Raw genomic sequence first — 13,560 nt, forward strand, 5'->3', positions numbered from 1 at the left:
GACCCGGGGGGCTGCTGCCCCCTGTACTCAGAAGACACCCAGTCTGCCCGGACCTTCACAAGAAGCTTGCCCAGTGTTTCACCCTTGCCGAACCAGGCCATAACAGTTCGGCAGCTTCGCACATCGTCCGCACACCCTCGGGCGGAAACACTGGCGACCGGCATCCGTAGGGGCCGGGAAGGTAAGTAACCTTGCATGCGGCTGTCCAGCCACGCCGGTCCGACCGGCCTGGGCGGTGGCACGAGCACGAGCGGGCATCGGAGGGGCGGCCGCACACATGACCACCGGACTGATCCCGGGGGGACAGACCCCGGACCCCCGGCCTTCCAGCACGCGCCCGCCCCACCAGCGAGGCGACCTGACCGGCCAGGGAGCCCTGCACGTCGACGACCGGCCGAGGAGTTCAGTGATCACCGCGCGCGCGGCTGCCAGCTTCGAGCCCGTCGGGAGATCCGTGGCGACCGCCCGCTCCTTCGTCCGCGACACCCTCCAGGGCTGGGGCTTCGCCGACATCATCGACGACGCCGTCGTCCTCACCAGCGAACTGGTGACCAACGCGGTCGTCCACGCGGGCACCCACGCCGACGTCCTGTGCCTGCGCAGCGCCGACGGCGTACGCATCGAGGTGTCCGACCGGTATCCCGAACGTGAGATTCCCCTCCAGGGCTCCCTCGCCACCATGGGCAGCCCGGACCGCGAGGGCGGCCGCGGCCTCCAGCTGTGCGCGGCCATCGCCGCCCGCTGGGGCGTCGAGTACACCCCCACCCACAAGCAGGTCTGGTTCCAGCTCGACCTCCCCGACCGCCCGGTCGGCACCCGCACGGCCGGCCCGTCCCTCCCGGCCGACCTCCTCCCGCTCGCCGACAGCCGGGTGCGCGTGGCGGTCGTCCAGATCGACCGCACGGGGGCCATCTCGGCCTGGAACGAAGACGCCGAGGAGCTCTTCGGCTACTCGGCCGACCAGGTCACCGGCAAACCACTCACCGACCTCGCCGCCTGGCCGCACACGCCCGGCACCAGCACCGGCATCGTCGAGGCCCTCCAGCTCTCCCGCTGGGAGGGCAGCTACGGCATCCGCGGCGCCAACGGCCGCGTCACGCCCGTGTACGCCTCCCACCTCCGCGTCCGCGACACCGACGGCGAGCCCTCCACGGTCTGCCTGCTCGTCCGCGACCACGAGCGCGCGGTCCTCCAGACCCCGTCACGCGGCCCGGCCTCCGACCCGGCCACCACCTCGGACGGCCAGAACGCCGATCCCTTCGAGGTGTTCATCGGCTCCCCGGCCCCGGACGACCTCGACGGTCTCCTCCAGCGCACGGTGGAGCGGGCCCGCGACATGCTCGACGGCGACTCGGCCTTCCTCCTGCTGGCGACCGACGACGAGACGGAACTGGAGGTCCGCGCCTCCACGGGTCTGCCCTCCGCCCGCCAGCGCTTCGCGCGCGTGCCCGTCGAGGCGGGCCCCGGCCGCTACGGCTCGGCCCGCATGCCGGCCGTCCACGAGGATCTCCTGGCCGTCCCCGGCGCCGTACCCCTGCTGAACGGCACGGGCATGCGCTCGGTCGTCACGGTCCCGCTGAAGGTCGAGGGCCGGCTCACGGGCTCCCTCGGCGTCGCGGCAGAGGCTTCCGGCCGCTACTCCAACGAGGAAGCACTGCGCCTGCAGTTCGCGGCCGACCGCATCGCCCTGGCCGTGGAGTCGGCCCGCCTCGGCGAGCTGGAACGCCTGCGCCGAGGCTCCCTCAGCTTCCTCGTCGAGGCCTCCGACCTCCTCGCGGGCACCCTGGACCGCGACCAGACCCTCGCCCTGATGGCCCAGATGACGGTTCCGACCCTGGCCACCTGGTGCGCGGTCTACACGATCGCCGACCAGGCCTCCGATCCCTACCTGTCGTACGTCCTGCACGAGGACGAGGAATTCATCGACGGCATCAAGTCGTTGCTCTCGAAGATCGCACCGCCCGACCCGGTCCCCACCCCGGGCGCCCGGGTCTGGGCAGCCCCCGCCGCCGCTGCGCACGACGCGGCCCTGCGCAGCTCCATGCGCAGCCTGGGCCTGACCGGCGGCCCGACCCACCAGGTGGCATCCGGCATCGGCCCCACGCTCGCCACCGCCTCGGCAGTGGGCGGCGAGACGGTCGTGCTCCCCCTCGTCGCCCGCAACCGCGTCATCGGCATGCTGACCCTCGGCAAGCCCACCGACGAACACTTCCGCCAGGAAATCCTGGAACTGGCCGAGGACTTGAGCCGCCGGGCGGCCCTCGCCCTCGACAACGCCCGCCTCTACTCCGAGCGCACGGCCATCAGCCAGGCCCTCCAGCGCAGCCTGCTGCCGCCGGAGCTCCCCGAGATCGACGGCGTCGAGGTCGAGGTCATCTACCGCGCGGCCGGCGAGGGCAACGAGGTCGGCGGTGACTTCTACGACGTCTTCCCCATCAGCGACGGCGCGTACGGCTTCGCCATCGGTGACGTCTGCGGCACGGGCCCGAACGCGGCGGCCGTGACCGGCCTGGCCCGCCACGCCCTGCGCCTCCTCGCACGCGAGGGGCTCAGCGGCCCGGCCGTCCTGGAGCGCCTCAACTCGGCCATCCTCGACGAGGGCGCCCGCAGCCGCTTCCTGACCCTCCTCTACGGCGAGATGCGTCCGCAGGAGGACGGCAGCGCCGAGCTGAAGGTGGTCTGCGCCGGCCACCCGCTGCCCCTGCGCCTGCGCCAGGACGGCACCGTCGAGGCGGCCGCCGAACCGCAGCCGCTGCTGGGCGTCATGGAGGACCTGGAGCTCTACGAGCAGACGGTCACCCTCGATCCGGGCGACGTCCTCCTCTGCGTCACGGACGGCGTCACCGAGCGCCGTGAGGGCACCCGCATGCTGGGCGACGACGGCCTCGCCGACGTCCTCACCACCTGCACCGGTCTCACCGCCGGCGCGGTCGCGGCCCGCATCATGCGCGCGGTGGAGCGCTTCGCGTCCGACGCCCCTTCCGACGACATGGCGATCCTGGCGATGCGGGTGGCGTGAGAAAAGAGTACGCAGGGCATGAAGAAGCCCCCGCCCGAAAGGGCGGGGGCTTCTTTGTGGAGCCCTCTAACGGAATCGAACCGTTGACCTTCTCCTTACCATGGAGACGCTCTACCGACTGAGCTAAGAGGGCCGGTCGCTTTTCGAGGTTTCCCTCGCGGCAACAGAACAGATCGTACCCCGAACTGGCCGGTGTTCCCAAACTCGTTCAGAAGGCGGGCTGAAGCAGTCCGCCGAGCGCGTTGCAGGCGGACACGATCCGCTGCATGTCCCGCTTCGTCAACGAGGCATCCACCGGCAGCGCGAGGGTCTCGTCCGCCGCGAGTTCGGTCTCCGGCAGCGACACGCACCGCCGGAACTCGGGCAGCCGGTGCAACGGAGTCTTCACCGGCACCCGGCACTCGACTCCCTTTCCCCGCAAGGCCCGCGCGAAGGCATCCCGGTCGGGCCGACCGTTCCCCGGCACGCGCACGACGTACTGCTGGTACGTGTGTCCGTCCCCGCCGTCCGGCATCCGCACCCCACGCAACCGTCCGTCCAGGTAGGCCGCACGCTCCCGACGCTGCGCGATCTCGTCGTACGGCGCCTCGGTCTCCCCCTGTTCCAACACCAACAGCCCGTGCCGCTGCCCCAGCCCGTGCAACCGCCCGACATCCGCCGACCGGCCGAAGCGGTGCACGACAACGACCGCCGCGGTACGCGGAGTTACGACCGCGCCGACGGCAGCCGGGTCCAGGCAGTACGTCGCCGGATCGACATCGGCGAACACCGGAAGCGCACCCGCCAGGGTGACTGCTCCGGCGACCTCCACATTCCCGAAGGCCGGCACGATGACCTCGTCACCGACTCCGACGCCTGCGGCTCTGAGCATTGCAGCAGTACCCATGCCGTGGATGCTGAAGGCGGAACATGAACTTCAAGTGGCCGAAAACAAAAAAGGGTTGGTCCCTGAACCGAAGTTCAGGGACCAACCCTTTGAATGATTGTTCGGCGGTGTCCTACTCTCCCACAGGGTCCCCCCTGCAGTACCATCGGCGCTGTAAGGCTTAGCTTCCGGGTTCGGAATGTAACCGGGCGTTTCCCTCACGCTATGACCACCGAAACACTATGAAACTGTCCAGCCGCACCATACCGTGACCATGGCATGGGGCTGTTCGTGGTTTCAGAACCAACACAGTGGACGCGAGCAACTGAGGACAAGCCCTCGGCCTATTAGTACCAGTCAGCTTCACCCATTACTGGGCTTCCACATCCGGCCTATCAACCCAGTCGTCTACTGGGAGCCTTAACCCCTCAAGGGGGTGGGAATACTCATCTCGAAGCAGGCTTCCCGCTTAGATGCTTTCAGCGGTTATCCCTCCCGAACGTAGCCAACCAGCCATGCCCTTGGCAGAACAACTGGCACACCAGAGGTTCGTCCGTCCCGGTCCTCTCGTACTAGGGACAGCCCTTCTCAATATTCCTGCGCGCGCAGCGGATAGGGACCGAACTGTCTCACGACGTTCTAAACCCAGCTCGCGTACCGCTTTAATGGGCGAACAGCCCAACCCTTGGGACCGACTCCAGCCCCAGGATGCGACGAGCCGACATCGAGGTGCCAAACCATCCCGTCGATATGGACTCTTGGGGAAGATCAGCCTGTTATCCCCGGGGTACCTTTTATCCGTTGAGCGACGGCGCTTCCACAAGCCACCGCCGGATCACTAGTCCCGACTTTCGTCCCTGCTCGACCCGTCGGTCTCACAGTCAAGCTCCCTTGTGCACTTACACTCAACACCTGATTGCCAACCAGGCTGAGGGAACCTTTGGGCGCCTCCGTTACTCTTTAGGAGGCAACCGCCCCAGTTAAACTACCCATCAGACACTGTCCCTGATCCGGATCACGGACCCAGGTTAGACATCCAGCACGACCAGAGTGGTATTTCAACGACGACTCACCGTGAACTGGCGTCCACGTTTCAAAGTCTCCCACCTATCCTACACAAGCCGAACCGAACACCAATATCAAACTGTAGTAAAGGTCCCGGGGTCTTTCCGTCCTGCTGCGCGAAACGAGCATCTTTACTCGTAGTGCAATTTCACCGGGCCTATGGTTGAGACAGTCGAGAAGTCGTTACGCCATTCGTGCAGGTCGGAACTTACCCGACAAGGAATTTCGCTACCTTAGGATGGTTATAGTTACCACCGCCGTTTACTGGCGCTTAAGTTCTCAGCTTCGCCACAACGAATTGTGACTAACCGGTCCCCTTAACGTTCCAGCACCGGGCAGGCGTCAGTCCGTATACATCGCCTTACGGCTTCGCACGGACCTGTGTTTTTAGTAAACAGTCGCTTCTCGCTGGTCTCTGCGGCCACCCCCAGCTCGAGCAGCAAGTGCTCTCACCAGACGTGGCCCCCCTTCTCCCGAAGTTACGGGGGCATTTTGCCGAGTTCCTTAACCATAGTTCACCCGAACGCCTCGGTATTCTCTACCTGACCACCTGAGTCGGTTTAGGGTACGGGCCGCCATGAAACTCGCTAGAGGCTTTTCTCGACAGCATAGGATCATCCACTTCGCCACAATCGGCTCGGCATCAGGTCTCAGACTATATGGCGTGCGGATTTGCCTACACACCGTCCTACACCCTTACCCCGGGACAACCACCGCCCGGGATGGACTACCTTCCTGCGTCACCCCATCACTCACCTACTGCAAGTCTGGTTCGTCGGCTCCACCACTTTCCTTTCCCCGAAGGGTCCGGAACGGCTTCACGGACTTAGCATCGCCTGGTTCGATGTTTGACGCTTCACAGCGGGTACCGGAATATCAACCGGTTATCCATCGACTACGCCTGTCGGCCTCGCCTTAGGTCCCGACTTACCCTGGGCAGATCAGCTTGACCCAGGAACCCTTAGTCAATCGGCGCACACGTTTCTCACGTGTGTATCGCTACTCATGCCTGCATTCTCACTCGTGAACCGTCCACAACTCGCTTCCGCGGCTGCTTCACCCGGCACACGACGCTCCCCTACCCATCCATACAGGCGTTGGCCCTATTGTATGAATGACACGACTTCGGCGGTACGCTTGAGCCCCGCTACATTGTCGGCGCGGAATCACTAGACCAGTGAGCTATTACGCACTCTTTCAAGGGTGGCTGCTTCTAAGCCAACCTCCTGGTTGTCTGTGCGACTCCACATCCTTTCCCACTTAGCGTACGCTTAGGGGCCTTAGTCGATGCTCTGGGCTGTTTCCCTCTCGACCATGGAGCTTATCCCCCACAGTCTCACTGCCGCGCTCTCACTTACCGGCATTCGGAGTTTGGCTAAGGTCAGTAACCCGGTAGGGCCCATCGCCTATCCAGTGCTCTACCTCCGGCAAGAAACACACGACGCTGCACCTAAATGCATTTCGGGGAGAACCAGCTATCACGGAGTTTGATTGGCCTTTCACCCCTAACCACAGGTCATCCCCCAGGTTTTCAACCCTGGTGGGTTCGGTCCTCCACGAAGTCTTACCTCCGCTTCAACCTGCCCATGGCTAGATCACTCCGCTTCGGGTCTTGAGCGTGCTACTGAAACGCCCTATTCGGACTCGCTTTCGCTACGGCTTCCCCACTCGGGTTAACCTCGCAACACACCGCAAACTCGCAGGCTCATTCTTCAAAAGGCACGCAGTCACGACGCATTGAGTAAACTCAATGCGCGACGCTCCCACGGCTTGTAGGCACACGGTTTCAGGTACTATTTCACTCCGCTCCCGCGGTACTTTTCACCATTCCCTCACGGTACTATCCGCTATCGGTCACCAGGGAATATTTAGGCTTAGCGGGTGGTCCCGCCAGATTCACACGGGATTTCTCGGGCCCCGTGCTACTTGGGTGTCTCTCAAACGAGCCGTTGACGTTTCGACTACGGGGGTCTTACCCTCTACGCCGGACCTTTCGCATGTCCTTCGCCTACATCAACGGTTTCTGACTCGTCTCACAGCCGGCAGACTGTGAAAGAGAGATCCCACAACCCCGTACACGCAACCCCTGCCGGGTCTCACACGTATACGGTTTGGCCTCATCCGGTTTCGCTCGCCACTACTCCCGGAATCACGGTTGTTTTCTCTTCCTGCGGGTACTGAGATGTTTCACTTCCCCGCGTTCCCTCCACACTGCCTATGTGTTCAGCAGCGGGTGACAGCCCATGACGACTGCCGGGTTTCCCCATTCGGAAACCCCCGGATCAAAGCCTGGTTGACGACTCCCCGGGGACTATCGTGGCCTCCCACGTCCTTCATCGGTTCCTGGTGCCAAGGCATCCACCGTGCGCCCTTAAAAACTTGGCCACAGATGCTCGCGTCCACTGTGCAGTTCTCAAACAACGACCAGCCACCCATCACCCCGAACCCTTAACGGATCCGAGTGCACTGGGGCCGGCATCAGAAGGACGAGCAAACGCTCGCACCCTCAGATACCCAACAGCGTGCCCGACCCGGTTCCGTCCGGAGATCATGCTTTCCACGCCCTTGCGGACAGTACTCGCAGCCTCCGACCCGTGAACCGGACCGAATAATCAACGTTCCACCCATGAGCAACCAGCATCGGACGTACGCCGATGTACTGGCCTCTGAACCGGCCCCCGAAGGGACAGGCTTAGAAGTGCTCCTTAGAAAGGAGGTGATCCAGCCGCACCTTCCGGTACGGCTACCTTGTTACGACTTCGTCCCAATCGCCAGTCCCACCTTCGACAGCTCCCTCCCACAAGGGGTTGGGCCACCGGCTTCGGGTGTTACCGACTTTCGTGACGTGACGGGCGGTGTGTACAAGGCCCGGGAACGTATTCACCGCAGCAATGCTGATCTGCGATTACTAGCAACTCCGACTTCATGGGGTCGAGTTGCAGACCCCAATCCGAACTGAGACCGGCTTTTTGAGATTCGCTCCACCTCACGGTTTCGCAGCTCTTTGTACCGGCCATTGTAGCACGTGTGCAGCCCAAGACATAAGGGGCATGATGACTTGACGTCGTCCCCACCTTCCTCCGAGTTGACCCCGGCAGTCTCCTGTGAGTCCCCATCACCCCGAAGGGCATGCTGGCAACACAGAACAAGGGTTGCGCTCGTTGCGGGACTTAACCCAACATCTCACGACACGAGCTGACGACAGCCATGCACCACCTGTACACCGACCACAAGGGGGCGCCTGTCTCCAGACGTTTCCGGTGTATGTCAAGCCTTGGTAAGGTTCTTCGCGTTGCGTCGAATTAAGCCACATGCTCCGCTGCTTGTGCGGGCCCCCGTCAATTCCTTTGAGTTTTAGCCTTGCGGCCGTACTCCCCAGGCGGGGAACTTAATGCGTTAGCTGCGGCACCGACGACGTGGAATGTCGCCAACACCTAGTTCCCACCGTTTACGGCGTGGACTACCAGGGTATCTAATCCTGTTCGCTCCCCACGCTTTCGCTCCTCAGCGTCAGTAATGGCCCAGAGATCCGCCTTCGCCACCGGTGTTCCTCCTGATATCTGCGCATTTCACCGCTACACCAGGAATTCCGATCTCCCCTACCACACTCTAGTCTGCCCGTATCGAATGCAGACCCGGGGTTAAGCCCCGGGCTTTCACATCCGACGCGACAGACCGCCTACGAGCTCTTTACGCCCAATAATTCCGGACAACGCTTGCGCCCTACGTATTACCGCGGCTGCTGGCACGTAGTTAGCCGGCGCTTCTTCTGCAGGTACCGTCACTTTCGCTTCTTCCCTGCTGAAAGAGGTTTACAACCCGAAGGCCGTCATCCCTCACGCGGCGTCGCTGCATCAGGCTTTCGCCCATTGTGCAATATTCCCCACTGCTGCCTCCCGTAGGAGTCTGGGCCGTGTCTCAGTCCCAGTGTGGCCGGTCGCCCTCTCAGGCCGGCTACCCGTCGTCGCCTTGGTGAGCCATTACCTCACCAACAAGCTGATAGGCCGCGGGCTCATCCTTCACCGCCGGAGCTTTTAACCCCCACCCATGCGAGTGGAAGTATTATCCGGTATTAGACCCCGTTTCCAGGGCTTGTCCCAGAGTGAAGGGCAGATTGCCCACGTGTTACTCACCCGTTCGCCACTAATCCCCACCGAAGTGGTTCATCGTTCGACTTGCATGTGTTAAGCACGCCGCCAGCGTTCGTCCTGAGCCAGGATCAAACTCTCCGTGAATGTTTACCGGTAATCCGGTCGACACCACGAGAGCGGAACAGCCAGGCGGAATAAGCCCGGCCGTTCACAGCGTCCTCGCTGTGTTTTGTTTCAAAGGAACCTCATCCTCGGCTATCACTGCCGGGGACGGGGTATCAACATATCTGGCGTTGATTTTTGGCACGCTGTTGAGTTCTCAAGGAACGGACGCTTCCTTTGTACTCACCCGAGAGACTCTCTCAGGCTTTCCTCCGGGCGCTTCCCTTCGGTCTTGCGTTTCCGACTCTATCAGATCTTTTCTCGACCCGATTTCCTCGGTGCTTTCCAGGCTCCCGCTTTTGTTTCGCGGTTTCCTTTCCGGCGGTTCCGACTTTATCAGAAGTTCTGAGTCGGTTTTCCCGGCCCCTCCCGGGAGTGGATCCGGGGCACGAGGTGTACCGGGTTCCCGTTCAGGCGGAGCCGTAAACGTACTGGAGCGGGGCTCCTCGATGCAAATCGAGGAGCCCCGCTCCGGGTTCACGCGTACGGGGAGCCGTACGTCGCTCAGACCTCGACCACGACCGGGAGGATCATCGGCCTGCGGCGATAGGTGTCGGAGACCCACTTGCCCAGCGTGCGGCGGATGAGCTGCTGGAGCTGGTGGGGCTCGACCACACCGTCCTGGGCGGAGCGTTCCAGGACCTCGGCGATCTTCGGGGTGACGGCCGAGAAGGCCGAGTCGTCGATACCCGAACCGCGGGCCTGGATGTGCGGGCCGCCGGTGATCTTGCCGGTGGAAGAGTCCACGACGACGAACACCGAGATGATGCCCTCGTCGCCCAGGATCTTCCGGTCCTTGAGGGCCGGCTCGCCCACGTCGCCGACCGAGAGGCCGTCGACGTAGACGTAACCCGCCTGGACCTTGCCGGAGATCTTCGCCTTGCCCTCGACGAGGTCGACGACCACGCCGTCCTCGGCGATCACGATGCGGTCGTGCGGGACGCCCGTCATGGCGCCCAGCTCGGCGTTGGCACGCAGGTGCCGCCATTCGCCGTGGACCGGCATCAGGTTCTTCGGGCGGCAGATGTTGTAGAAGTACAGGAGCTCGCCCGCGGACGCGTGGCCCGAGACGTGCACCTTGGCGTTGCCCTTGTGCACGACGTGCGCGCCCCAGCGGGTCAGGCCGTTGATCACGCGGTAGACCGCGTTCTCGTTGCCGGGGATGAGCGAGGACGCCAGGATCACCGTGTCGCCGGGGACGATGCGGATCTGGTGGTCGCGGTTGGCCATGCGGGACAGGGCCGCCATCGGCTCGCCCTGGGAGCCCGTGCAGACCAGGACCACCTCGTGGTCGGGCAGGTCGTCGAGCGTCTTGACGTCCACCACGAGGCCCGGTGGGACCTTCAGGTAACCCAGGTCGCGGGCGATACCCATGTTGCGGACCATCGAGCGGCCCACGAAGGCGACCCTGCGGCCGTACTCGTGCGCCGTGTCCAGGATCTGCTGGATGCGGTGGATGTGGCTGGCGAAGCTGGCCACGATGATCCGCTTGCGGGCGTTCGCGAAGACCGTGCGCAGGACGTTGGAGATGTCCCGCTCGGGCGCCACGAAACCGGGGACCTCGGCGTTCGTGGAGTCGGAGAGAAGGAGGTCGATGCCTTCCTCGCTCAGACGTGCGAACGCGTGCAGATCCGTGAGACGGCCGTCCAGCGGGAGCTGGTCCATCTTGAAGTCGCCCGTGTGGACCACCATGCCCGCGGGCGTGCGGATGGCGACGGCTAGGGCGTCCGGGATCGAGTGGTTGACGGCGATGAACTCGCAGTCGAAGGGGCCGATGCGCTCACGGTGTCCCTCCGCCACCTCGAGGGTGTACGGGCGGATCCGGTGCTCCTGGAGCTTGGCCTCGATGAAGGCGAGGGTCAGCTTGGAGCCGATCAGCGGGATGTCCGGCTTCTCCCGAAGGAGGTAGGGGACGGCACCGATGTGGTCCTCGTGACCATGGGTGAGGACGATGCCCTCGATGTCGTCGAGGCGGTCCCGGATGGACGTGAAGTCCGGCAGGATCAGGTCGATGCCGGGCTGCTCCTCCTCGGGGAAGAGCACGCCGCAGTCGACGATCAGCAGACGGCCGCCGAATTCGAAGACCGTCATGTTCCGGCCGATTTCGCCGAGGCCGCCGAGCGGGGTGACCCTGAGGCCGCCCGCCGGGAGCGGCGGGGGCGGGGCAAGTTCGGGATGCGGATGACTCAAAAGACTCTCCTCAACCACACACGCCACGTACCGGTGGGCACGTGGCGCGCATGACGTTCGTGCAATAGCAGTTGTCGTTGTGGATTGCAGGCACCGGTGGCCTGCTATTCAGTTGTGAAGTCTGTTGTCAGAGCTGTACCCCGCCCGCCGCAAGATCGATCTTGAGCTGTTCGATCTCTTCGGGCGAGCACTCGACCATGGGTGAGCGCAGCGGGCCGGCGGGCAGGCCCAGCAGGGTGAGGGCAGCCTTGGTGGTCATCACGCCCTGGGTACGGAACATGCCCGTGTAGACCGGGAGCAGTTTCTGGTGGATCTCGGTCGCCTTCTGGACGTCTCCGGCGGTGAACGCCTCGACGAGGGCGCGCAGGTCCGGGGTGACCACGTGGCCGACGACGGAGACGAAGCCGACCGCGCCCACGGAGAGCAGCGGCAGGTTCAGCATGTCGTCACCGGAGTACCAGGCCAGCCCGGAGCGCGCGATGGCCCAGCTCGCGCGGCCCAGGTCGCCCTTGGCGTCCTTGTTGGCGACGATCCGGGGGTGCGCGGCGAGGCGGACCAGCGTCTCGGTGCTGATCGGGACACCGCTGCGGCCGGGGATGTCGTAGAGCATGACCGGCAGCCCGGCGGCGTCGGCGACGGCCGTGAAGTGCCGGTAGAGGCCCTCCTGAGGGGGCTTGTTGTAGTACGGGGTGACGACCAGGAGGCCGTGTGCGCCGGCCGTCTCGGCCGCGCGGGCGAGCTCGACACTGTGGTGGGTGTCGTTGGTGCCGACGCCGGCGACGACGTGGGCACGGTCTCCGACGGCCTCCAGGACGGCTCGTACCAGGTCCGATTTCTCCGCGTCACTGGTGGTGGGGGACTCGCCGGTGGTGCCGTTGACGATCAGGCCGTCGTTGCCTGCGTCCACCAGGTGGGTGGCGAGCCGCTGTGCGCCGTCGAGGTCGAGTGCGCCGTCCGCCGTGAAGGGCGTGACCATGGCGGTGAGGACCCGCCCGAAGGGGGTCTGCGGAGTGGAGGTCGGAGCCATGGGTGACACGCTACTCGTTGCTCACCGTGGGGTCTGCCCGCGGGGGGTTCGGAAAGTCATGACAAAGATGGAACCCGGCACTGCCTGCTCGGGGGTTCAAGCAGTGCCGGGTCCGTTTGATCAGGCTAGATGAACTTCTCTAAATGCCGCAATACGGACACTTCGCACGGATGATCCGTACATACGTCTCCGTCGGCTCGTCTCCGGCGCTCGCCTACGTCGCGTCCGTCAGGGCGCCACTCGGCCGTTGGCGTTGAAGGCCGCGTACGTGAGGGGCATGAGCCCTGCCCACTCGGCCTCCATCTTCTCGCCCACCATCTCGATCTCCCGCTGCGGGAAGGACGGGACCTTCGCCAGCTCGTGCTGGGTGCGCAGGCCGAGGAAGTGCATCAGCGAGCGGGCGTTGCAGGTGGCGTACATCGAGGAGAACAGGCCGACCGGCAGGACCGCGCGGGCGACCTCGCGGGCGACGCCCGCGGCGAGCATCTCCTGATAGGCCTCGTAGGACCGGCGGTAGGAGTCCTCCATGGTGCGGCCGACGAGCTCCTGCTGGGCCTGCGTGCCCTCGGCGAAGACGTACTTGCCGGGACGACCCTGCTGAACGAGTTTGCGGGACTCGCCGGGGACGTAGAAGACGGGCTGGAGCTCCCGGTAGCGGCCGGACTCCTCGTTGTACGACCAGCCCACGCGGTGACGCATGAACTCGCGGAAGACGAAGATCGGGGCACTGATGAAGAACGTCATCGAGTTGTGCTCGAAGGGGCTGCCGTGCCGGTCCCGCATCAGGTAGTTGATCAGGCCCTTGGAGCGCTCCGGGTCCTTGCCCAGCTCGTCCAGGGACTGCTCGCCGGCGGTCGAGACGCGGGCGGCGAAGAGCACGTCGGCGTCGGACGCGGTGTGCTTGACCAGCTCGACGGTGACGTCGCTGCGGAAGCCGGGCTTGAGGTCGTCGGCGGGGCTGTCGGTCACTGTGCGGGGGTCCTTCCATCGCGTCTTCGGAGCGGCGCCAACTCTACGGGGGCCGCCGAGCCGGTCGGCCACGGGCGTGCCGTCGGATTCGTGCGGGACGTCTGCCGATATGGGGCACGTTTTCGGGCACCCGCTCGTCTGTATCAGTGAAGTGCCCGATCGAAAGCCCAGG

The 13,560-nt window shown here is 64.5% G+C and carries 5 protein-coding genes, 1 tRNA gene and 3 rRNA genes; 1 reads left to right on the forward strand and 8 read right to left on the reverse strand.

The window, feature by feature from the left end:
• Positions 1–277 precede the first annotated feature (277 nt).
• Positions 278–3,019 (forward strand): SpoIIE family protein phosphatase, encoded by a 2,742-nt coding sequence (locus OHU34_RS11795; RefSeq protein ID WP_405766213.1) that lies wholly within the window; start codon positions 278–280, stop codon positions 3,017–3,019.
• A 57-nt stretch (positions 3,020–3,076) separates the two neighbouring features.
• On the opposite strand, the gene OHU34_RS11800 is transcribed toward OHU34_RS11795, so the two are convergent.
• The 8 genes from OHU34_RS11800 to thyX all read right to left on the reverse strand — a co-directional run bounded on the left by OHU34_RS11800 (position 3,077) and on the right by thyX (position 13,388).
• Positions 3,077–3,152 (reverse strand) — tRNA-Thr (locus OHU34_RS11800).
• Between the two features lie 75 nt (positions 3,153–3,227).
• Positions 3,228–3,890, reverse strand: a complete 663-nt coding sequence (locus OHU34_RS11805) for a DegT/DnrJ/EryC1/StrS family aminotransferase (RefSeq protein WP_142268094.1) — start codon at positions 3,888–3,890, stop codon at positions 3,228–3,230.
• A 114-nt stretch (positions 3,891–4,004) separates the two neighbouring features.
• Positions 4,005–4,121 (reverse strand): 5S ribosomal RNA (rrf, locus tag OHU34_RS11810).
• A gap of 90 nt (positions 4,122–4,211) precedes the next feature.
• Positions 4,212–7,334, reverse strand: a 23S ribosomal RNA gene (locus tag OHU34_RS11815).
• Between the two features lie 324 nt (positions 7,335–7,658).
• Positions 7,659–9,184 (reverse strand): 16S ribosomal RNA (locus tag OHU34_RS11820).
• The 16S, 23S and 5S rRNA genes sit together here, the layout of an rRNA operon.
• A 522-nt stretch (positions 9,185–9,706) precedes the next feature.
• Positions 9,707–11,392 (reverse strand): ribonuclease J, encoded by a 1,686-nt coding sequence (locus OHU34_RS11825; protein ID WP_054239624.1) that lies wholly within the window; start codon positions 11,390–11,392, stop codon positions 9,707–9,709.
• A gap of 127 nt (positions 11,393–11,519) precedes the next feature.
• Positions 11,520–12,419 (reverse strand): 4-hydroxy-tetrahydrodipicolinate synthase, encoded by a 900-nt coding sequence (gene dapA / locus OHU34_RS11830; protein ID WP_142266467.1) that lies wholly within the window; start codon positions 12,417–12,419, stop codon positions 11,520–11,522.
• Positions 12,420–12,647: 228 nt separating this feature from the next.
• Entirely contained in the window at positions 12,648–13,388 is a 741-nt protein-coding gene (gene thyX / locus OHU34_RS11835; protein WP_020128568.1) for an FAD-dependent thymidylate synthase, read from the reverse strand.
• Between the last annotated feature and the right edge of the window lie 172 nt (positions 13,389–13,560).

Source organism: Streptomyces sp. NBC_00080 (assembly GCF_045041255.1).
Classification (GTDB): domain Bacteria; phylum Actinomycetota; class Actinomycetes; order Streptomycetales; family Streptomycetaceae; genus Streptomyces; species Streptomyces coriariae.